At 70.4% G+C, this 22,103-nt stretch carries 16 protein-coding genes and 2 pseudogenes; 12 read left to right on the plus strand and 6 right to left on the minus strand.

What is annotated here, in order from left to right; genetic code table 11:
• Positions 1–16: 16 nt before the first annotated feature.
• The gene (locus ACIQVL_RS10740) at positions 17–454 is read right to left on the minus strand and encodes a Fur family transcriptional regulator (protein WP_403475084.1); all 438 of its coding nucleotides are present in this window, start codon (positions 452–454) and stop codon (positions 17–19) included.
• A 193-nt stretch (positions 455–647) separates the two neighbouring features.
• On the opposite strand from ACIQVL_RS10740, the gene ACIQVL_RS10745 reads away from it, so the two are divergent.
• Together ACIQVL_RS10745 and ACIQVL_RS10750 are read left to right on the plus strand one after the other, a co-directional pair.
• Positions 648–854, plus strand: coding sequence for a DUF2180 family protein (locus tag ACIQVL_RS10745; protein WP_403475085.1), 207 nt, complete (start codon positions 648–650; stop codon positions 852–854).
• A gap of 1,121 nt (positions 855–1,975) precedes the next feature.
• The gene (locus tag ACIQVL_RS10750; RefSeq protein ID WP_403475086.1) at positions 1,976–2,158 is read left to right on the plus strand and encodes a CocE/NonD family hydrolase C-terminal non-catalytic domain-containing protein; all 183 of its coding nucleotides are present in this window, start codon (positions 1,976–1,978) and stop codon (positions 2,156–2,158) included.
• Positions 2,159–2,576: 418 nt separating this feature from the next.
• Here the strand turns inward: ACIQVL_RS10750 and ACIQVL_RS10755 are convergent, their stop codons facing one another.
• Together ACIQVL_RS10755 and ACIQVL_RS10760 are read right to left on the minus strand one after the other, a co-directional pair.
• Positions 2,577–3,401 (minus strand): isocitrate lyase/phosphoenolpyruvate mutase family protein, encoded by an 825-nt coding sequence (locus ACIQVL_RS10755; RefSeq protein ID WP_403475087.1) that lies wholly within the window; start codon positions 3,399–3,401, stop codon positions 2,577–2,579.
• Positions 3,402–3,621: 220 nt separating this feature from the next.
• Entirely contained in the window at positions 3,622–4,257 is a 636-nt protein-coding gene (locus ACIQVL_RS10760; protein ID WP_403475088.1) for a TetR/AcrR family transcriptional regulator, read from the minus strand.
• Positions 4,258–5,330: 1,073 nt separating this feature from the next.
• Between ACIQVL_RS10760 and ACIQVL_RS10765 the strand changes: the two are divergent.
• The 5 genes and pseudogenes from ACIQVL_RS10765 to ACIQVL_RS10785 all read left to right on the plus strand — a co-directional run.
• A pseudogene (locus tag ACIQVL_RS10765) lies at positions 5,331–5,498 on the plus strand (amidase); the annotation flags it as partial.
• A 194-nt stretch (positions 5,499–5,692) separates the two neighbouring features.
• The gene (locus tag ACIQVL_RS10770) at positions 5,693–6,016 is read left to right on the plus strand and encodes a hypothetical protein (protein ID WP_403475089.1); all 324 of its coding nucleotides are present in this window, start codon (positions 5,693–5,695) and stop codon (positions 6,014–6,016) included.
• Positions 6,013–7,023, plus strand: coding sequence for an MFS transporter (locus tag ACIQVL_RS10775; protein ID WP_403475090.1), 1,011 nt, complete (start codon positions 6,013–6,015; stop codon positions 7,021–7,023). The genes ACIQVL_RS10770 and ACIQVL_RS10775 overlap by 4 nt, the downstream gene beginning before the upstream one ends.
• Before the next feature lie 20 nt (positions 7,024–7,043).
• The gene (locus ACIQVL_RS10780; RefSeq protein WP_403475091.1) at positions 7,044–7,262 is read left to right on the plus strand and encodes a MerR family transcriptional regulator; all 219 of its coding nucleotides are present in this window, start codon (positions 7,044–7,046) and stop codon (positions 7,260–7,262) included.
• A gap of 251 nt (positions 7,263–7,513) precedes the next feature.
• Positions 7,514–9,196 carry a restriction endonuclease gene (locus ACIQVL_RS10785; RefSeq protein ID WP_403475092.1) on the plus strand — a complete coding sequence of 561 codons (1,683 nt, stop codon included), beginning with the start codon at positions 7,514–7,516 and terminating at the stop codon, positions 9,194–9,196.
• 165 nt (positions 9,197–9,361) lie between these two features.
• Here ACIQVL_RS10785 and ACIQVL_RS10790 read toward each other — a convergent pair.
• Positions 9,362–10,015 (minus strand): annotated as a pseudogene (locus tag ACIQVL_RS10790) (carbohydrate esterase); the annotation flags it as partial.
• Between the two features lie 189 nt (positions 10,016–10,204).
• Here ACIQVL_RS10790 and ACIQVL_RS10795 point away from each other — a divergent pair.
• Positions 10,205–11,884 (plus strand): rhamnogalacturonan lyase B N-terminal domain-containing protein, encoded by a 1,680-nt coding sequence (locus ACIQVL_RS10795; protein WP_403430179.1) that lies wholly within the window; start codon positions 10,205–10,207, stop codon positions 11,882–11,884.
• Between the two features lie 12 nt (positions 11,885–11,896).
• Here ACIQVL_RS10795 and ACIQVL_RS10800 read toward each other — a convergent pair whose 3' ends face one another.
• Positions 11,897–13,306, minus strand: coding sequence for an RICIN domain-containing protein (locus tag ACIQVL_RS10800; protein WP_403475093.1), 1,410 nt, complete (start codon positions 13,304–13,306; stop codon positions 11,897–11,899).
• Positions 13,307–13,491: 185 nt separating this feature from the next.
• On the opposite strand from ACIQVL_RS10800, the gene ACIQVL_RS10805 reads away from it, so the two are divergent.
• The 4 genes from ACIQVL_RS10805 (at position 13,492) to ACIQVL_RS10820 (ending at position 20,561) form a co-directional block, all read left to right on the plus strand.
• Positions 13,492–15,597, plus strand: a complete 2,106-nt coding sequence (locus ACIQVL_RS10805) for an autotransporter (protein WP_403475094.1) — start codon at positions 13,492–13,494, stop codon at positions 15,595–15,597.
• 310 nt (positions 15,598–15,907) lie between these two features.
• Positions 15,908–18,427, plus strand: a complete 2,520-nt coding sequence (locus ACIQVL_RS10810) for a SpoIIE family protein phosphatase (protein ID WP_403475095.1) — start codon at positions 15,908–15,910, stop codon at positions 18,425–18,427.
• Between the two features lie 66 nt (positions 18,428–18,493).
• Positions 18,494–19,459: a homocysteine S-methyltransferase gene (mmuM, locus tag ACIQVL_RS10815; protein WP_403475096.1), complete on the plus strand. Its 966-nt coding sequence runs from the start codon at positions 18,494–18,496 to the stop codon at positions 19,457–19,459.
• Positions 19,460–19,502: 43 nt separating this feature from the next.
• Positions 19,503–20,561, plus strand: coding sequence for a LacI family DNA-binding transcriptional regulator (locus ACIQVL_RS10820; protein WP_403475097.1), 1,059 nt, complete (start codon positions 19,503–19,505; stop codon positions 20,559–20,561).
• Here the strand turns inward: ACIQVL_RS10820 and ACIQVL_RS10825 are convergent.
• A complete protein-coding gene (locus tag ACIQVL_RS10825; RefSeq protein WP_403430191.1) occupies positions 20,535–22,094 on the minus strand; it encodes a carboxylesterase/lipase family protein in 1,560 nt (519 codons plus the stop codon). The genes ACIQVL_RS10820 and ACIQVL_RS10825 overlap by 27 nt on opposite strands.
• Positions 22,095–22,103 lie beyond the last annotated feature (9 nt).

Here is a 22,103-nt window from a genome sequence, read left to right on the forward strand (position 1 = left end):
CTTCCGGGTTTGGTTCTCAAGCCTTGCGGACGGTGGAACAGGTGGGGCACAGGCCCCAGTAGATGACCTCGGCCTCGTCGATCGCGAAGCCCCGGTCGTCGGACGCGGTCAGACAGGGGGCGTGACCGACCGCGCAGTCGACGTCGACGACCGCCGCGCACTCCCGGCAGACCAGATGGTGATGGTTGTCGCCGACCCGGCCCTCGTACCGGGCGGGGCTGCCCGGTGGCTCGATACGGCGGACCAGGCCGGCCGTGGTGAGCGCGTGGAGGGCCTCGTAGACGGCCTGTAGGGAGATGTGGCCCACGCGCTTGCGCACGTCGGCGGTGACCGCCTCCGCATCGAGGTGATCACCGGCGCGAACGGTCTCGAGCAGCGCGACACGGGCGGCCGTCACCCGCAGGCCGGCCCCCCGCAGCTCCTCAGGGGTGGTCGGGGTCTGGGGTGCGTTCATGAGCGGCAGCCTAAGGACCTAGACACGAATGATTCAAGTAAGTGAGTCATTCAAGATTTGCTGTAGAGTTGACTCGATCCAATCTGTGATCCGTCTTTTAAGCCTTGGGGTGACCCGTCGCCATCAGGCAAATCCATCCCGTTGCGGCTGGCGCGAGGGCGCGGGCCCCCACCCTCCGAAAACGGAGTCCTCCATGAAGTGCTACGACTGTCTTCAGGAAGCCCGCAGCGATGCCGAAGGCATCGGTGTCTGCTCCCAGTGCGGCCTCGCCACCTGCGAGAATCACGCCCGTATCCGCCAGGTGCAGGTTTCCCGCTCGGTCGGCCTGGGCCCCTTCCGGGGCTACATGGCCCGCAAGTTGGTGTGCCACGCCTGCGATCTGGCCGGGAGTACCCCCTGATCCGAGGCTGGAGGAGCGCCGGCATGACGGATCAGCCGGCGGGCGACCTGCTGAAGCGCAAGGGATTGCGCAGCGCCGCGCGATGCTGACCGCGCTGGAGGGGCATCCGCATTCCACCACCTCGGACCTCGAGACCGGACTCGGCGTGGGCACGTCCTCGTACAGCGGCCTGTCCAAGCAGGGCCTGTGCAACGCGCTCGAGGAGCTCACCAGCGCCGAACTGGTCTGGCGCGTCGAGCCGGCCGACCCCCCGGCCCGGTACGAGCTACGCGTCGGCGACAACCATCATCAGGTCCGCCGGCGCTGCGGCGGCATGCAGGACGTCGGCTGCTCCATCGGCGAGGCTCCATGCCTCGATCCCGGGGAAAACCAGGGCTACACGTCGACGGGGCCGAGATCACGTGGTGGGGGCTGTGCCCTAACTGCCAGGCCAAGTCGTGAGACTTCACGCCGAGCGCGTGGGCGAGTCGGCCGGTGCGGTGAGCCGCCGGATCTCACGGCGTCGCACGCAAGGAACCTGCCCGCCCGCGATCGTCTGCGCGTGGGCGACGCCCTCCGGCGTGGGGTTGCGGTGCCGACGACCGCGACCCGCAGATCGTCCTCGGCTGCGGTTCCGCGTAGGAGCAGGCCGGCATCCGGAGCGGTGGGGACGGTCCACGCAGAATGCCCCGCCGGCCAGGTACCGACCGGCGGCGGCGCGTCCGGCGCCCCCGCGGTCCTCTTCGGCGAATCGAGCCCGACAGCGACCGGCTGGACCGTTCGAGCCACGAACCCGGACTTCACCGAACACACCCTCACCGCCATGGTGATGTGCACCGCACCCTGGCCGGTAGCTCATCAGCCTCTACACCACTACCGTCGGAACTCGTGCACATTTCGGTTCCCACGCAGGCACTGGCTGCCTCCCGAACCGGTGTACGACTGCTGCCCGTTCGTTCCCGCGAACAGAACCATGGGTACACAAGTGCTGGTGCTGGCAGGCCACTTGACGGCACATCCGCCGTTCTGCCGGGCGATGCTCACCGGATCACGCGCGTTCGCCATGACCAGGACCTTGAACGGCTTCTTCGGCACGCTCAACCGGACCGCCGTACGGCGCCGACGAGATCTCCTGTGCGGCGGTGAAGCTGTGGCCGACGGCGTACTGTTTCACGCGCGGCCACCGCATCCGCGTCCAGATCTCAAGCGGCGCCTTCCCCGCTACAACCGCAATCCCGGCACCGGCGAGCCCCGCGCCGGCGCCGTCACACTGCACGCCGCGGATCAGCACGTCTTCCGCGATCCGGAACACCTGTCGGCCGTGATCCTGCCCATCGGGCACAGTCGGTGACGCCACCGGCCTCCTCCGCATCGTCGGGGATGCTGATTCGCCCGACCGCTCCTACAACGCCACCGGGACCATGTCTGAGCAGCCGGGACTCAGTGATCACAACCGGTAGGACAGCGGCTTCTGACGGCCGGTGCTGTCTGTGAGCGCACCGTGGGCGGGTGAAGTGAGGCCGACGGCGGAGGCAGCACGGTCTCGGGTGACCAGCCTGGCGGCCCCCGCCGGATGGACGGCGGGGTGGATCCACGCGTCAGGGAACGTCGAACAGCACCCGCCTCTCACCCTCGGCCTCGCCGCCCAGGCCACCGACGACGCAGTCCCCTTCTTGGTCCGGAAGGAGGCTCTGCGCGTCACACCCGCCGCTGAGTGCTTCCTTGACGGCGAGGGGCAGTCCCTCAGCGGGTGAACGCCGTCTGCATCAAGGGGTATGCCACACCGAACTCAGACCAGGGACCGAAGGTGCCCTCCTCCAGTACCTCTTTCGCCGCCCGGACTGCCCCGCCCAGTGCCACATAGCTCAGCATGCCGCCAAGCGAGATACGAGCGGCGCCGGCTTCGGTGAACTGAGCGACGCTCGGACCACCCGGCATCGCCATCACGTTCACCGGCAGGTCGACGGAGGAGACCAGGGAGCGCAGATCCGTCAGGTCCAGCACCATGGGGGCGAACAGCACGTCGGCCCCCGCCTCTTGGTACGCCTGGAGCCGCTTGATCGTGTCCGCGATATCCGGACGCCCCCGGAGGTGATTCTCGCAGCGAGCCGTGAGGACGAACGGAGACGGTCCCGCGTGCGCGGCTTCGGCTGCTGCGGCGACGCGCTCGACGGCATGGGCGAATTCGTAGATCGGATCGTCGGGACGACGTGTGTAGTCCTCGATGGAACACCCGATGAGTCCCGTTTCCCTGACCAGCCCGATGTTGCGCGCCACATCGGCCGGAGCGTCAGCGAAGGCGTCCTCGAAATCGCCGATAACCGGAACAGCGACCGAGTTCGCGATCTCACGTGAATGGTCCAGGACCTGCTGAAGGCTCGTGCCGCCGTCCAGGCGGCCTTGTGATGCCGCTAGACCGCCACTCGTCGTGGCGAGGGCCGGATAACCGACCGCTTCGAACAGCTTGGCGGACCCGGGGTCCCAGGGGTTTGCCACCAGCAGAGGTTGTTCGGAGTGATGCAGCGCGAGGAACCTCTCCACTTTGTGCGTATCGAGATTTTGATTCACCTGTGACTCCTTCGGGCAGATGATCCGGAATGTCCACCTCGGACATGAGCCACCCGACTCGTTCACCGAGCCGAGTCGTCGAAAGGCGCTGTTCGGCTGCGGGCCTTTGGTTCCCTTGCCCCGTTCCGCGGTCGACGCTCGTCAGCGGACCGCGTCGCGGCGCTGACATGTTGCGATCGGACCGGAGCCGCGAAGAGGCAGTCGCGGACAGAGAGCCGCATCAGGACCCACCGCCCCCTGTACGGTGAGTGCCCGAATCTCCCGGGGAAGCCATGGGGATCCCGCGCCGCAGTTGCGCGAGAGCCTCACCGACGATCACGGCAAGGCTGGTCCGGCAGTCTTCGGCCGCCCAGGTCTCGATCGAGGTCTGCACCGCCACCCTGGCGGCGCCGGCCACCAGCTTCGTCGCTAGGTCAAGGCTGCCTGTGCGCTCCGCAAGAGCCTGCTCCAACAGCCGGTGAACCCGTTCGTAGGAAGCCAGTTGCTGGGCCAGCACCGCAGGGTTGTTCCGGGACAGCCGCAACAGCGCGTTGACGTCCTCCTGGTCAGTCACCATGCCCGAAACGGTCTCGGGCAGTACGGCTGCCAGACTGTCCCAGACAGATTCGCCGGTCGGCCGCCCCCGCAACGCCTCGGCCATGACCTCGACATGGTGAACGACCGCTTCCACGATCGCTTCTTCACGTGAGCCGAAGTAATTGCGAAACGTCCGCTCCGAAACACCCACAGCTTCGGCCACGCTTTCCGCACTGACCGCGTCCACCCCGTTTTCGCATGCCTGCACCCAGGCGGCCCGGCTGAGCGCGGCGCGGGTTGCCTGCTTCTTGCGTTCCCGCAACCCTGCCTGCTGCGTCATGACAGCTATGATCCTGAAATTCTTCCCTTCCGGCAAGTTTTCCCAGAAGGAAACTTTTTAGGGAGTTCAAAAATCTCGACGTTCTCTCCCTTTAAGGACAGAATGACCTGAATCATCAGGACATCAACCGACTGCTCTGCATTCGGTGGGTTGAGCCAGGTAAGTCGCCTGCTCGAAGCACAAATGCGCTCATGCAGGTGAACCCTCCAACAGACCTACTCCGGCCTTCTCCGCTTCCAGCCAGAAGCAGTGGGCGTCCCCCGGGCACAGGTTGTGGTGGTACCGGACGTCGCAGACCACCGGACTCGGTACGGCAGGGTTCACATCGCGTGCGCCCTGCACCACGATCGGCTCAGGCGGCGTGCCCGCGGGCCCCCTTGCTCGCGGCCAAGACACCCCTGGTCTCCAAGCGCGGGGCACGGCAGCCGTGCAACGTCCGCGGGCGGCCCTTACTTCTACTTCACCTGCTCCGACAGCACCGGCGAGGCTGTGTCGACCGGTAGTTCGGGCCGGTCTGCGAGGTCGTGTACGGCTGGTTGTGGCCACCAGATGGGTCCCTGCTCCGGCTCCGACGACCACCCAAGCTGCCGCGCCGTGCTCGTGAGCAAGGCGGTGGAGGGCGTCCTCGCGGCGGTGGCAACTGCTTGCCGGAGCCGATCGGTCAGGCAGGGATCTCCGGCACGTCAATTCCATGCACACCCGTTGACGTTGCCCCATGGGGCAAGGCTTAGCGTCCACCCATCCCACTGAGGCACAAGCCGGAATGTCCCCTTGCGCATGGACAACGCCACGGCCTCCACCGGCGAGAGTCGCGATCGCAGCACTCGTCGGCAACGCTCTTGAGTGGTACGACTTCTTCCTCTTCACCACCGCCGCTGCCCTCGTCTTCGACAAGCAGTACTTCGCATCCTCCGACGCGGTCACCTCGACGCTCGCCTACTTCGCGACACTGGCCGTCGGCTTCGTCGCCCCGCCCCTCGGAGGGCTGATCTTCGGACGGATGGGCGATCGCGTGGGCGGAGTATCTCGAAGCGCTGGAACAGCAGGCCGCACTGTGCGCACGCACCGCCGCCCTGCACGAGCGATACGACCTCCTCGTCGCCCCGGCCGTCCCGGTCCCCGCCTTCACCGCCGGGCAGGACACGCCGGACCCGGGAGACGGGCACTGGACCAGCCGGACACCCTTCACCTACCCCTTCAACCTCACCGGGCAGCCCGCCGCCGCCGTGCCCTGCGGCACGACCGCCGACGGTCTACCGGTCGGCATCCAGCTCGTCGGCGCCCGGCACGCCGACGACCTCGTCCCGCGCGCAGCGCACCGTCTGCAGGAGGCACTCGCCCTTCCTTCGCACACCCCGGCACCCGCCATGAGACCGGTGCGCGAACCGGCCCTGCGAGGCTCTCACACCGCCTGACACACAAGGGAGTTGACGACATGACATCCATGCACCGCACGGCAGCGTCAAAAGCCCCGGCCGGCACACCACCCACGTCCCGCGTCAAAGCCTGGGGACTGACGTCGGGCCTCATGCTCCTCTATCTGATCAACTACGGCGACAAGGTCCTCCTCGGCGTCGCGGCCCAGCCGCTCAAGGACGAACTCGGTCTCAGCGCATCGCAGATCGGACTGGCCGGGAGCGTCTTCATTCTTCGCCATGACGCGGGCGGTTTCCTCGCCGGACCGGCCGTGAAGCACGCGCCACTGAAGTGGGTGCTGGCCACGCTCGCAGTCGGCTGGCCCTCTGCCTCCTGCCCATGATCCTGGCCGCAGGCTTCGCCGTGCTGATCGGAAGCCGGCTGCTGCTCGGCCTGTTCGAGGGGCCCTCCAGCGCGCTCATCCACACAGCGGTGTACTCCTGGCACCCCGTGGAGAAGCGGGCGCTGCCCGGCGCCCTCATCACGTCGACGGCGGCGCTCTCGAAGATCGTCCTGGCCCCCGTGCCGAACTACCCGGTGGTCGTGTACGGCTGGCGGTCGGCCTTCACCGCCATGTGCGCTGCCGGTCTGGTCTGGGTGGCACTGTGGCTGACCACACGGAGCCCCGGACCCTACGGCGCGCAGCGCACGACGGACCCAGCCGAGGACCGCGAGGACGACACGACGTCCAGGGCCAGGTGGTTCGTGATCTTCCACACGCCGACCTTCCTCGGCGCTTTGGCCGCGGCGTTCTCCTTCTACCCCCTCGTCTCCGTGATCCTGACCTGGCTGCCGTCCTACTTCGAGGCGGGCCTGGGCCACTCCCGGATCGAGGCGGGAACAATGTTCGGCTTCCCGAGCATGGTCGCCCTGGTCGTGCTGTCCGCGACCGCCTTCTCGGGGGACCGGCTCATGGCCAGGGCGTCAGCTCCCGGATCCATCGGGGGATCCTGCTGGGCGCGTGCCTGCTGGTCTGCGGCGGTCACTCTGCCCCTGATTGGTACACCGGGCCTGGTGGTCGCCGTCGTGTCGATGGGGTACGGGCTGGGCACCGTGGTCTTCCCCCTGCTCAACGCGGCGATATCCGAGATCTGTCCCAAAGAGCAGCTGGCCGGGACCCTCGGTGTTTTCCTCGCGCTCATGAGCTCCAGCGGCATCGTCGGCCGCTACCTGCCGGGCTGGATCATAGACCGCGCGCAGTCACCGGCCTCCGGCTACGCACTGACGTTCCAGTTCCTCGGCGTGGCGGTCGTGGCCGGCGCGATCGCGGTGCTGCTGACCGTGCATCCGCCCCGCGACGCCCGGCGCGTCCAATCGGCGCTTGACCTTACCCCCCGGGGCAAGGTTTAGCGTTAAGCAGGGTGAATGGCATGAAGATCAGTGAACTCGCACATCAGGCCGATGCGACAACGAAGGCTGTCCGGTACTACGAATCGCTGGGGTTGATCACACCCGAGCGCACGGCGGCCGCCGATCCCGACGGGCAGCGCACCATCAACGGCACCATCCGTCCGCACGGGAAGCAGGGGTTCACTCCTCGACAACCAGATGGATGCGCAGATTTGCCGGGGCACCCCGGCCTGGTGTAGTTCGACCGGATCGCCGCGGTCCGGCCAGACGGGCGCGGTCCGGATCTGAGCGGCCGGCGTCGGCGTAGGCAGGAGGATCGGCACGTGACGCACAGCCCGTCGAGGCGGCCACAACCACCCGTCTCGACATGTGACGGGCATGAGGGAAGCCCGCCACCTCGTGATGACGGGGCTTGGGCAACAAGTGGGTGCTGGGTCAGTCGGCCCCGCTGGAGGGGCCGCGTTGTCGCCGTGCGCGAAGATGACCAGTCATGGCCATCAGTGAAGAGGAACGCCCTGACGCGGCGGACGACGACCTCCAAATCGAGCCTTGGCACGAGTCGGATCTGCTCCGCGATCTGGCTGCCCTGCGGTCGGTCTCCGACACGAAACGCCGCGGCTACAAGCTCGAATCACTGTTGGAGCGGATGTTTCGACGGGCTCACTACCAGGTCGTGCACAATCCGAGGATGGCGCGCCCCCGGCAGACCGACTTCGCGATCATCTCCCACAGCCGCCACTATCTCGTCGAAGCGAAGTGGGAGCGCCGGCCTGCCGGATCCACGGTCGTCGATGCGGTCCGCAGCCGCCTGGGCCGTCTCGACGGCACTGCTATAGCTCTGCTGTTCACCATGTCCGGGATCACCGAGCAAGCGAACGAGGCGATCGTCGCGGACCGCAGGGACGGACTGGTCCTCGTCTTCGACGAATTGGACATCCTCAGGGCTCTGAGGGACCCGCAGGAGTTGGACCGCCTTCTTCGCCTGAAACACGATGAACTCATTGTCCACGGGCGTGTCCATCGCGGCGAAAGAGAGCGTGAGGCCGAGAAAGCCGTCCGCAGTCCGCGCAAGACGGCAGGGAAGCTGCCCACGAGCCGCTACAGGCTGCTCAACGGCAGCGGGGACACAGTGCCATGGTTCTACGGAGCAGGGGGGTTCAGCTCCGGAGTCTTCTGCCTCGACCTGCCCGACGTCGACTGGGTGCCGGCTGCGGGAAGCGGCGTGTGCCTGGATATGCCGGTCACCGCATGGGGCCAGCCTGCCCTCCTCCGCCTCCTTGACGCGCTCAACGAACTGGGGTGGATGGGAGAGCGGAGTCAGTGGAGCATCCAGCAGCATGGCCGGAACTGGCATGGCTGCGGAGCCGATGGCTTTGCCAAGGCCCTCAAGGGCTGGGAAGAACGGACGAGCGAGCTTGAAGATCCCCACCACAGCGAGGAGTTCGTCTACTTCGAAGTCTGCGACGGCGGCTTCTACACCGTGTCAGGCAGCATCTCCGCAGAAGAAACACGCCACGTCATGCGCTGCAACGTCTCCTTCCAGCTCATCGGGGTGCCGCTGGACCCTGGCTCGCTGCAGCAGCTCTACCGGCAGTTCGACGTCCCCAGCCGCGGCTACTTCCGTCCCCTGGTCGCACGGTCAGTCACCCGACAGGGATTCCACGGCCGCATCCCGCTGCACGTGCTGGGGTACGTCATCGAGCCCGCCGATCAACGCTGGGACGACGAAGACTGGGTTGTCGGCGTCCTGGCAGTGAATCCCTTCTACGGCACTGCCCTCCAGCCACCCGACGATCTATCAAGCGACCTGGAACACGCTGGCGTGATCGTATGCAACCTGCGCTCGCACCATCCCCTCAGCAAGCCGCAGGAGCGCTACGAACTGTGGTCGTACGAGCGGGCCAGGACTTCAGACGCCCACGCACTGCGCATCGTCGCCGAATGGTGGGAGTCCGACGACGGCGACGAGCAGCGACCGGCTGTCCGGCGGGACAATCGGCGCTACGTTCAGGAACTGGCCGACCAGGCGCCTCCGCTGACCCCCGAGCAGCGGGACCGCCTGCAAGCCCTGCTCTGGCGCAAGCCGACCGAGTCGAAGCCAATCGCCGCCCCGAACCGGCCCCCACCACGCCGGTGTTCCAGCACCATCAACTCTGCGGTGTCCTCGCCGTGACGGATGACACCGTCTTTTTCGCCCTCATCGCCTTGCTGATGCCCTCGTATGACGCGCCCTCAGAAAACGGGGTCATACATTGAAGCACAGGTGGGAATGCCCTCTGAACTGTGTGTTCCTTGTTCACGACCCGGTGAATCACCGTACCAATGACGGAGACAGGACGGTCGTCTTGTCGTTGTGTGCCAGCTGGATCAGGACCAGGTCACCCGGGCGGATCAACGGCTGGACGGTACCCCAGAGTCGGGGATTCTGGAGATAGGTCACCGTACTTTCCCCGGAGTCCGCGTAGTTGGCGACGGCGACGCCCTTGCGCAGGTACTGCGGAAGCTGCTGGCCCCAGCCCGAGTAGGGGTCGGCGGGCTGGTCGCAGACGGTGGAGTCGCCGACCAGGAAGAGCTGTCGGGTGTGCCGGGCGGAAGGGGTGACCCTGATGCCGGCGAGGGCGGGGGCCGGGCCGCCGATCGTCAGGTCGAGGCCGGGGGTTCCGTCGGGGCCGGTCGGCTCGCCCTCGGGGGTGCGGACGTTCACCGTGAAGGCGCGGGTGAGGTGCCGCCCCGCCGCGACCGGAGTCTCCGGGAGGAGCGAGCGCCGGGTCTCCCCGGCGATGCTCGTACCGGACGCGGTGTCGCCGCCGAGCCGGACCGTCACGTCGTAGTCGCCCGGCGGGACGTCGAAGTGGCAGGCGGTCGCGGTGCAGTTCTCGATGCCGAGGGGCGGCCGCCGTCCGTGGGCCTGGGCGGCGGGAGCGGTCGTCAGGCAGGCGGCGAGGACGGCCGCCGCGAGCGCGGCGGCACGGACACCTTTGAAACGTCTCACCCGGGACTCCTCCGTCGTGGCGACATGGTCTGGCGCGGACCGTACCCCAGGCTGGCAAGCGCTTTCCAGACCTTGGACCTATTTCCGGGAACTGCCAACCCCATGACGGTGAAAGCCCTTTCGCGAAATCGATTCAACTGGCACGCTCACACTCACCCGCACCCCCGCCCCACCGAAGGAGGCACCCCCATGTCCGGATCCACCGGGAGACCGCTCGGACGCCGCACCTTCGTCCTCGGCAGCGCGGCCGCCGCCGGCACCGCCGCCCTCGCCGGACCGCTCGCCGACACCGCCGCGGCGGCGAGCTTCGGCTGGTCGGACGACGGCTCCAACTACGTCGTGGACACCGGCGCGAGCCTGGTCTTCAAGGTCTCCAAGACCAACGGCGACCTGACCTCGCTGGTCTACAAGGGCACCGAGTACCAGGGCTACGGCGGCAAGAACTCGCACGTCGAGTCGGGCCTCGGCACCTCCACGGTGACCATCGCCCAGTCGGGTTCGACGATCCTGGTCTCCGTCGCGTACGGCACGCTGAGGCACTACTACGCGGCCCGCAGCGGCGAGAACAACGTCTACCTCTGGACCAACAAGGCCGACTCGTCCGTCACCGCCACCCGCTACATCGTGCGCGTCAAGGCAGGCCTGTTCCTCAACGACGAGCCGGACTCCTACACCTACGCGCCCACCGTCATCGAGTCCGCGGACGTCTTCGAGAAGTCCGACGGCCAGACCCGCGCCAAGCACTACTCGAGGCTGCGGGTGATGGACTACGACTACATCGGCTGGACGACCGGCAGCGTCGGCCTGTGGATCGTGCGCAGCAACCACGAGAAGGCCTCCGGCGGCCCCTTCTACCGCTCGCTGCTGCGCCACCAGAGCGCCGACGGCGGCGGGCTGTACGAGATCCTGTACTACGGCGAGAACCAGACCGAGTCGGAGCGCTACGGCCTCCAGGGCCCGTACGTCATCGCCCTCACGGACGGCGGCGCACCCTCCTCGGCCCTCTACCCGGGCACCCTGACCACCTCGTGGGCGGACTCGCTCGGCATCTCCGGGTACGTGGCGGCGGGCGGGCGCGGCCGGGTCGCCGGCGTCGGCATCACCGGGCGGGACACGGCGTACGCGTACACGGTCGGGCTCGCCAACTCGGCTGCCCAGTACTGGGGTTCGGCGCGCTCCTCGGACGGCTACTTCTCGATCGCGGGGGTACTGCCCGGGACGTACACCCTCACCGTCTTCAAGGGCGAACTGGCGGTCTACACCGGCTCGGCGACCGTGACGGCGGGCGGCACGACCACGCTCAACACCATCGCGATCGCGTCCTCCAACGACCCGAGCAACGCCTCCGCGATCTGGCGGATCAACAACTGGGACGGCACACCGGGCGGGTTCAAGAACGCCGACCTGATGACGTACGCGCATCCGTCCGACGTGCGCGCCGCGTCCTGGACCGGGAACGTGGTGGTCGGCAGCGGCACCGAGACCTCGGCCTTCCCGTGCTACCTGTGGAAGGACGTCAACAGCGGGATCATCGTGTACTTCAGGCTGACCGCCGCCCAGGCCGCCGCCGCGCACACCCTGCGGATCGGCGTGACGACGGCCTACGCGAACGGCCGGCCGCAGGTCGTCGTCAACGACACCTGGACCTCCGCCGTCCCCTCCCCGCCCACCCAGCCGAGCACCCGCTCGCTGACCGTGGGCTCGTACCGGGGCAACAACCACACGTTCACCTACAGCGTCCCGGCGTCCGCCTGGCTGACGGACACCAGCGCCTACAACACGCTGAAGATCTACGTGGCGAGCGGTTCGGGGACGACGTCCTTCCTCAGCGCCGGCACCTCGATCGACGCGATCGACCTGCTGGCCTGAGCCGGGGACCCGTCAGGTCCCGCGCGTCCACTGCTGGTTGGTGCCGCCGTTGCACGTGTACGTGATGACGGCGGCCGAGTTGGCGGTGGACGCGCCGCTCACGTCCAGGCACTCGCCGGTCGTCCGGGCCTTGATGCTGACGTAGGAGCCGGAGGTGACGACCGACCACTGCTGGGCGGTGGCGCCGGTGCAGTCCTCCTGGGTGACGTCGGTGGAGTCCTCCTGGAGGCAGAGCGAGCTGCCGCGGCCCATCAGTGCGTAGTAGCCGGTGCCGAGGTCCTTGAACCACCACTTCTGGTTGGTGCCGCTGTTGCACGTGTACTGGCTGATCGCAATGCCCTCCCAGAGGGACTGGTTCGGCACGTCGGCGCACTTGGCGCTGTGCCGCGCGATCAGGGTGTTGTAGGTGGCGCCGGTGCCGGTGACCGTGCCGGCGGCCGTGTCGACGGACACCTCCGGGTACCAGGACATCGACATCGAGGTGTCGGTCGAGAAGGTCAACGGCAGCCAGACGTACCGGGAGTCGTTGACCGTGCCGCCGAAGGAGTTGCCCCAGCGGTCGCCCATGTAGAGGTACGAGGTCCCCGAAGTGCCGCTGACCGGGAGCACGTACGCGGTCTGGGAACCGTACGCCGTGGAGTCGCCGACGTTGGCCCAGGAGGTCCAGGGGCCGGCGAGCGAGGTGGCGGTGGCGTACTTCTGCTGGTTGGGGCTCCAGCCGGTGGCGGCCGAGGTCAGCATGAAGTAGACGCCGTTGCGCTTGAAGAGGGCCGGGGCCTCGCGGCTGGCGCCGGCCCAGGGGTTGGCGACCAGGCTGTCGATGCCGGTGTAGTCGGCGGTGAGCTTGTAGATGTGCAGGTCGGCGTTCTCGTTGGCGGCCGAGACCATGTAGGCGGTGCCGTCGGTGTCGACGAACGTGGTGAGGTCGCGGGACATGTACTGGCCGAGCGGCTGGAAGCTGCCCTGGTAGGTGTAGGTGCCGTCGACGGTGTCGGAGACGGCGACGGCGGCGCGGGCCTGGCTGTAGTCGACTCCGTTCTCCTTGTGCATCCACATCACGAACTTGCCGGTGGAGGCGTTGTAGATGACCTTCGGGCGCTCGATGTAGGCGGTGGAGAGCTCGGAGGCGGAGGACTGGGCGAGGACGTGGTTGCGGAACTCCCAGGTCTTCAGGTCGGTGGAGCGGTAGGCGTCCACGTACTTGAAGGTGTTGTCGGAGTTGCGGTCCTCGCCGAACCAGTAGTAGTAGGAGCCGACCTTGATGACCCCGCCGCCGTGCGCGTGCACGACGTTCCCCGAGGTGTCGGTGAACTGGGTGCCGTTGGTGACGGTCTGGGAGGCAGCCGCGGCGGGGCCCGCGGCGGCCAGGGCGCCGACCACCGCCAGACAGAGGGACAGCAGGATCGCGTACGCACGTCTCATCTCACACACGCTCCTTGAGTGTTCCTGATGGGTTGTGGGGGGTTCTGAGATCGCCGAAAAGGTAAGGGCGTGTTACGAGAAGGTCAACGGGTCTGACAAGACAAGGGGGAAAGCGATTTCTGAGGCCCTGGTCGCGGAACTCGATTTTCTGTTATCCACGGCCGTCCGGTCCCGTCTCCGATCACGTGCGCACCCATCTCCACACCACCGCAGCGGCCGTCGGCGCCCTCGCCGCCCTGCTGGCCTCCGCTCCCCCCGCCTCCGCCGCCGGCCCCCGCGACGTCACCGCCGACGTGCTCGCCGGCCGGGACGTGACCCTCACCGGCGACACGGCCGTCACCGTGCCCGCCGGGACGACGACGTACGACGGCGTCCTGCGCGGCGAGGGCACGCTCACCGTGCGCGGCGGCGGGACGCTGATCCTCACCAGGGACAGCGACTTCACCCTGCCGAAGGCACGGCAACGGCAGGTCGTGCGGACCCTGGGCGGCAACCACCCGTACACGACGGTCACCCGCCCCGACCCGCCCGCGATCACCGTCGAGCGCGGCACGACCCTGCAGTACGGCACGGGCGGCGGCACCGGCCTGATCGGCCACTTCCCCTACAACACCCCCGGCTACCAGCTGAACCAGCTCAACATCCGCGTCGACGGCACCCTGCGGCTGTCCCTCACCCGCACCTTCAACATCGGCACCATCAGCGGCTCGGGCCTGGTCACCCAGCCCCGGAACATGTGGGGCACGCTGGACCTGGCGGGCACGCACCCCTTCTCCGGCGTCATCGACAACGGCACCGGGATGGCCGTCGGCCGCCCCGAGTACCCCGTGGCCCTCCCCGACGCCCGCGCGATCCTCAACCAGGGCTCCTGGATCATCGACACCCCGCTGTACCAGACGGTCACCCTGCGCCAGGACTTCTACCAGCGGGAGTACGGCAGCGACGTCAACGTCCACTCGCGGCCGGGCAGCAAGGTGGTCCTCACCGGCCAGTACGGCTACAGCGACCGGGGCGGCGACACGAACCCGTCGCTGAGCGACCCGTCCCTCGACTGGCGGGCGCTTGCGCACCAGGTGAACAAGCGCGGCACCAACATCGAGGGCGCCGACGTGCACTGGGGCGACGGCACGACCCACCGCATCTTCATGCCGGGGACGAAGGACACCGTCTACATCAACCTGCACGAGGCGAGCGGCCGGCGCTCGAAGCTCACCTTCGACTACGACGGCCCGGTGACCCTGGGCGCCCCGATCGGAGGCGGCCGCTACCACGACACGCTGGCCGCGCCCGGCGCCGGGGACATCGTGATCGCGGGCACCCGCGGGAACGACGTGACCTTCGCGGCCGCCCAGGACTACGACGGCTCGACCACGATCGAGAACGGCGCGGTGCTGCGGCTGGGCTCGGGCGCGAAGGGCGGCGACGGCTCGCTGCTGACGGGCACCGCACGCCGGCGCGTCGACAACGACGGCACCCTGATCGTCCGCAACACCTCGACACCGATCCGCCTGTCCCACGTCGGCGGCTCCGGGGCCCTCGTGCAGTCGGGGGCGGCCACCACCACGCTCACCGGCGGCGCGGTCACGTACACGGGGACGACCACCGTCGGACAGGGCACCCTCGCCCTGCGCTCCGGGGCGACCCTCGCGCACAGCGAGGCGATCCGGCTCACCTCGGCCGGGGCCCGCCTGGACCCGGGCCCGGCGGGCCTGCGGGTGCGGACCGCGCTCTCCGGGAAGGGCACCGTGCTGGGCTCCGTCACCAACGACAGCCTGGTGGCGACCGGGGTGACGGTGAAGGGGGACTACACCCAGCGCAGGCGGGGCGAACTGGCGCTGCAGAAGCAGCCGTTGAAGGTGACGGGCGCGGTCGCCCTGGCCGGTGCCCTCGACATGTCCGCCGCGGGCACCGCCCCGGCCCGCCGCATCACCGTGATCGACCACACCGGCAGGGCCCCGACCACCGGCACCTTCGACGGCCTCGCCGAGGGCACCGCGGTCAAGCTGGCCGACACCGTCTACCGGCTCACCTACCGGGGCGGCGACGGCAACGACGTGGTCCTGAACGCGGAGTCGGCACCGGCCTCGACCAAGGCCGACACCGGCGACACCACGACCGTCGCGCCGACCGCGCCCGCGACCGTGACCACCCGCACCGCCGCCGACCCGGCGCAGCCCTTCGGCTGGTGGCCCTACGCCCTCGCCCTCGGCCTCCTGGGCGGCCTCGTGGTCCCGGCGACCCGGCGCACCCGGCGCGGGAGCCGCCGCGGAAGCGGGCGGCACGCCGCCTGACCGGCTGCCGGCGGCGGTGGCGGTGGCGGCGTGCGGACTCCTTGGGGACGGCGGCGCACGGAGCGCCGCGGCGTCGTTCGCCGGAAGCCGGATGCCGGATGCCGGATGCCGGATGCCGGATGCCGGATGCCGTCGAGCGCATACTGTCCGCCACCATCTGGACACCGTCCGGCTCGGACCTCCAGCGCCCTGTCACACATCACCGCGCCGTCCGGTCAATAACCCAAACAGTCGCGAACTCTCTCAAATCGGACATTCGCGCCTGTTCCTGGATTCGGCATCCCGCCACTGACCGAAGGACACGAGTTCGATGTGCAGCACTGACACGGCGACACCGGGGAGCCGGACGGACGCCCCCGAGATATCCGACTCGGCGATCGCGATGCTCGACGAGCGGGGGACGGTGCTCGGATGGACGCAGGCCGCCGAGCGGCTCGTCGGACACCCCGCCCGGGAGGTGGTGGGACGGTCCGCCGCGGTCGTACTGCCGTCCTTCGACGAAACGCCGACGACGTCGGCGTTCGTCGCGCGGTGCCGCGCCCGTCAGGGCTGGTCGGGGACCACCGCGGTGCGCCACCGGGACGGCCGTTCGCTCACCGTCAGCCTGCGGCTCTCGATGCTGTGGGGTCAGGACGGAACGGTCCGGTGGCTCGTGTCGGTGACCGACGTCGGCAGGCTCTCGCAGGAGGTCACGAACGGATCGGTGCGGGAATCGCTCCTCACCCGGGCACCGATCGGCATCGTCGTCCGTGACCCGCAGCTGCGCTGCACCTGGGTGAACGACACGATGGCGAGCCACGACGGCGTCTCCCGCGACCAGCGGTTCGGACGCCGGGCCGGCGCTGCGCCGCCCGGTGCCGGGGCCGAGGCGTTCGAGGCGGTGATGCGGCAGACCCTCCGTACCGGCACCGCCAGCGTCCACGAGTTCCGGCGGCGGCTGCCGGCGAACCCGCGCCGGGAGCACGTCCTCGCGGCCTCCTTCTTCTGTCTCCAGGACGCCGAAGGCCGCGCGCTGGGGGTGTGCGCCATCAGCGTCGACGTCACCGAGAGCCGGCGGGCACAGGAGCGCCTCGCGATCCTCAGCGAGGCCAGTACGCGTCTGGGCGGCACCCTGGACGTGATGCGGACCAGCCAGGAACTGGCCGACCTCGCGGTGCCCCTGTTCGCCGACTACGCCGTCGTCGACCTGGAGCACTCGGTCCCGGCCGGCGAAGGCCCCCCGGCCCACATCGGCCCGGTCGGCGAGCGCCTCCCCGTCTTCCGGCGGGCCGGTGCGGCCTCGATCCGCCAGGGGGTCCCGGAATCGCCGTGGGAACGCGGTGAGCCGGTGCCCGCGCCGCCCGCCGGGCCCTTCACCGACATCCTCCGCACCGGAAGGTCCCATCTGGAGCCGGTCCTGGACACCGCCCCGGGCACCTGGGTCGACCAGGACCCGGTACGGGCGCGGACGATCCACGAGAACGGCATGCACTCGCTGATGCTCGTACCCATCCGCGCCCGGCAGGTCCTGCTGGGCGTGGCCCTGTTCGTCCGCACCGAGGACCCGGCGCCGTTCCAGGAGGACGATCTGCTCCTCGCCGAGGAGCTCGTCAGCCGCGCCGCACTTTCCCTGGACAACGCCCGCCTGTACGCCCGCGAGCACGCCACAGCACTCGCGCTCCAGTGCAACCTGCTCCCGCAGCGCCTGCGGGGCGGCACGGCGGTCGAGGCGGCCTCCCGCTATCTGCCGGCCGACCCGGACATCGGCGTCGGCGGCGACTGGTTCGACGTGATCCCGCTGTCCGGCGCCCGGGTCGCCCTCGTCGTCGGCGACGTGGTCGGCCACGGAATCAACGCCACCGCGGCCATGGGGCGGCTGCGCACCGCCGTCCACATGCTCGCCGAGCTGGAACTGCCCCCCGACCAACTGCTGGCCCGCCTCGACGACACGATCGAGCGGCTGAGCGAGGGCGTCCCCGACACCCCGGGCCAGACGACCGCCGTGACGGGGGCCACCTGCCTGTACGCCGTCTACGACCCGGTCACCCGGAAGTGCACCATGGCCGGGGCCGGGCACCCCCCGCCCGCGATCGTCGACCCGCACGGCCGGGTCACCTTCCCCGACCTGCCCACCGGCACCCCGCTCGGCGTCGGGATGGGGACCGCCTTCGAGGCCGTGGAGCTGGAACTGCCCGAGGGGAGCCTGCTGGCCCTGTACACCGACGGCCTGATCGAGACCCGCGACCACGACATCGACGCGGGGATGCACCGCCTCGGCGAAGCCCTGGCAGAGCCGGGGCGCTCCCTGGAGGACCTCTGCACCCGCGCGACGGACACCGTCCCGGGCCTGGCGCCGTCCGACGACGTCACCCTGCTCCTCGTCCGCCCCCTCTCGCTCAGCCCCGCCCAGGTCGCCTCCTGGACGCTGCCGAGCGACCGGACCGCCGCCCGCAGCGCCCGCCGCCTGGCAGCCGGTCGGCTGGCCGAATGGGGCCTGGACGGTCTCGCGGACTCCACGGAACTGATCGTCAGTGAACTGGTCACCAACGCCGTCCGCCACAGCACCGGCCCGATCGGCCTGCGGCTGATCCGGCACCAGTTCCTGACCTGCGAGGTGTTCGACACCAACGACTGCTTCCCGCACCGGCATCGCGCGGACACCACCGACGAGAACGGCCGCGGCCTGTTCCTGGTCGCGCAGCTGTCACGCAGATGGGACTCCCGGCCGGTGTCCGGCGGCAAGGTCGTCTGGTCCGAGCAGGACCTTGCCCCGTCGCCCGCACACGGGCCCGCACCGGTCCGCCCGCTCCGGGCCCGGGAGTCGGGTGCTCGTGTGCCGGTGTCCCTGTGACGGCCGGTCCGGTCACCCGGTGGACACGGCCGGTCGTCCGGTGCCGGTTCGGCTAGCGTCGGGGGCATGACCAGCGACCACTCCCCCAGCCTCGCCGACGCCCTCGCCGCCGGGACGGTCGTGCTCGACGGCGGCATGTCCAACCAGCTGGCGTCCGCCGGGCACGACCTGAGCGACGAGCTGTGGTCGGCACGGCTGCTGGCCGAGCGGCCCGACGCGGTCGGCGACGCCCACCTCGCGTACTTCGCGGCGGGCGCCGACGTCGCGATCACCGCCAGCTACCAGGCCACGTTCGAGGGCTTCGGCCGGCGCGGGATCTCGCGCGAGGAGGCCGCCCGGCTGCTCGCGCTCAGCGTGGAGCTGGGGCGCGACGCGGTCCGGCGGGCTCGGGCGGCGGGGATCGTCCGGCCGTTGTGGGTGGCCGCGTCGGTCGGGCCGTACGGGGCGATGCTGGCCGACGGCTCCGAGTACCGGGGGCGGTACGGGCTGAGCGTCGGGGAACTGGAGCGGTTCCACCGGCCGCGCCTGGAGGTGCTGGCCGGGGCGGGGCCGGACGTGCTGGCGCTGGAGACCGTGCCGGACGCGGACGAGGCGGCGGCGTTGCTGCGGGCGGTGCGCGGGCTGGGGGTGCCGGCCTGGCTGTCGTACAGCGTGGCGGGCGGGCTCACACGGGCGGGGCAGCCGCTGGAGGAGGCGTTCGCCCTGGCCGCCGACGTGGACGAGGTGATCGCCGTGGGCGTGAACTGCTGTGCGCCGGAGGACGTGCAGCGCGCGGTGGAGACGGCGGTGCGGGTGACCGGGAAGCCGGTGGTCGTCTATCCCAACAGCGGGGAGGTGTGGGACGCGGAGGCGCGGGCGTGGACGGGGCGGTCGTTGTTCGACACCGGGCAGGTGACGGGGTGGCGGGATGCGGGGGCCCGGTTGATCGGGGGGTGCTGCCGGGTGGGGCCGGAGGGGATTGCGGGGGTGGTGCAGGCCGTGGGCGACCGCGGGTCCGGTGGGGGCTGGTCGCGCAGTTCCGCGCGCCCCTGAAGGGCGCTACTGTCCCCGGGGGAACCGGTTGGCGGGGGTGGGGTTGACCAGGAAGAGCGAAGAGGCGGGGCGGAGCACCATCCGGGACGTGGCTGCTCGTGCGGGGGTGTCGGCGTCCACGGTGTCCCGGGTGCTCGGGGGTGACTACCCGGTCAGTACGGCCACCCGCAACCGCGTCCTGCGGGCCGTCCGCGAGCTGGACTACGTCGCCGACGCCCGTGCCCGAGCGGTCGCCGGGGCCGGTACGCCCACGCTCGCCTTCGTGCTGGAGGAGATCACCGGGCCGTCGTTCGCGCACATGGCGTACGGCGTGGAGCGGGAGGCGGCGCGGCTCGGGCATCTGTCGCTGGTGTGCAGCACCGACGGTGACGTGCGGCGGGAGCTGGAGTTCATCGAGATGATGCGCGCCCAGCGGGCCGCCGCCGTGATCCTGGTGGGCGGGGCGGCGGACACGGCCGAGTACCGGGACCGGACCCGCCGGGTCGCCGACTCGCTCGCCTCGGCCGGGTCGCGGCTGGTGCTCTGCGGGCGGCCGCCGCTCGGACCCGGCGCACCGGTCACGGTCATCGAGTACGACAACGAGGGCGGCGCCCACGCCCTGGTCGCGCACGTCCTCGCGCAGGGCCACCGGCGGGTGCTGTTCCTCGGCGGGAAGCCGGACCACACGACGGCGCTGGGACGGGAACGCGGGTACCTGGCCGCGCACCGGGCCCGCGGCATCGAGCCCGATCCCGCGCTGCTCCTGCACGGCGACTTCACCCGGGACTCCGGGCACCGCCTGATGCGGCAGGCGCTCGCGCGGGGGCTGGAGTTCAGCGCGGTGGCCGCCGCCACCGACATGGTGGCCGCGGGCGCGCTGACCGCGCTGCACGAGGCGGGTCTGGCGGTGCCGGGGGACGTGTCGCTGGCCGGGTACGACGACATACCGTTCGCCCGTGACCTGCACCCGGCGCTGACCACCGTGCACGTGCCCTACGAGGAGCTGGGGCGGCTCGCCGTGCGCACCGCGCTCGGGCACCGCGCGGAGTCGGCCGCCGAGCACCTGCTGCTCGGCACGCACGTGGTGGTACGGGACTCAGTGGCGGCGTACGGCGGCGACTGAGCGGCGCAGCCGGCGTACCGCCAGGGCGAGTTCGGCGGTCCGCTCGGGATGCGGCGCAGGTGCGCCGGGCGGCCAGAGGGCGAACTCCGCGTCCCGGGGGCCGGACACGGTGCGGGGCTCGCCGTCGCCGAGGACGCGGACCGGATGGGTGTCGTCCCAGGGCTGCCAGCCGGGGTCGCCGGTGGCGGCGAAGCGGACCCAGGCGCCGTGCATCGCGTCGGCGAGGTCCTGCGGGGCGCCCTCGCCGGCCAGCCGGGCCGAGTCGGGGTCCTCCCCGGTGTCGAAGACGAAGCCCAGTTCCAGGGCGTGGCAGGCGCCGAGGCCGGGCCGGTTGGAGGGCCAGGCGAACTCGTAGAGGTAGGAGGTGCCGGGGCGGGCCCCGGCCAGCCGGTGCAGGGGGAGGCGGAGCAGGTGGTCGGTGACCAGCTGGCCGACGGTCTCGGCGGGGCCTGCCTCGGGATGCAGGGTGCGGTAGCCGCGCGGCACCTCGTGACCCACGTGGCAGCGGGCCATGGCGCCGGCGAAGGCGACCGGGCCGAGCCGCTCGACGTGGTCGACGAGGCCGCCGGGGACCAGCCAGAGCCGGTACTCGTCGCGGGTCCAGCCCATCAGGAGGTCGACGCCGGGCGCCGCCTCGCCGTCGAGGAGGGCCTGGAGCGGGTCGCGCGGGACGAGGTCGCCGTCGACGACGATCCCGAAGGCCGGGCCGCCGAGGACGGGGCTGCTGAGCCGGCCCGCCTCGGCCTGGGTGCGCAGCAGCAGCCCGCGGTCCACCTCGGCGAAGGCCTGGGCGGTCGCGGGGACTCGGAGCCGGTTGGCCATCCGGCGGACCATGCGCCGTACCTTGTCCCGTTCCGCGGCCTCGGGCGGGCCGCTCTGCAGGACGGCCCGGCGGATCAGGCCCTGGGTCTGGGGGGCGGCGAGCAGGGCGCCGGCGCTGATGGCGCCGGCGGACTGGCCGCAGAGGGTGATCCGGGCCGGGTCGCCACCGAAGGCCGCGATCGTGTCGTGGACCCAGCGCAGGGCGGCGAGCTGGTCGCGCAGCCCGGGGTTGGGCGGGGTGTCGGGGAACAGGCCGTAGCCCTCCACGCCCAGCCGGTAGTTCACCGAGACGAGGACGACCCCGTCCCGGGCGAACGCATGCCCGTCGTACACCGGTACGGCCGAGGATCCCCTGGTCAGGGCGCCGCCGTGCAGCCAGACCAGGACCGGAAGCCGGGCGCCGGGTCCCGGCTCCGGGGTCCACACGTTGAGGTTGAGGCAGTCGTCGCCGGGGATCACCGGGTCGGACAGGTACTCCGCGAACGCCTGCGAGTACGGCGGTTTGGGCGCCGTCGGCCCGAACGCGCCCGCGTCCCGGACGCCGTCCCAGGGCTCGGGCGGCACGGGCGGACGGAACCGGTGCTCCCCGAAGGGCGGGGCGGCGTACGGGATGCCGCGGAACACCGCGACCCCGTGCTCCCACCTGCCGCGCACCGCCCCGTACGGGGTGCCGGCCACGGGGTCCTCCGGGTCCGTCCGCTCTGCCGTCATCCGCCCCAC

The sequence above is a fragment of the Streptomyces sp. NPDC090499 genome, assembly GCF_044769305.1.
Taxonomy (GTDB): Bacteria; Actinomycetota; Actinomycetes; order Streptomycetales; family Streptomycetaceae; genus Streptomyces.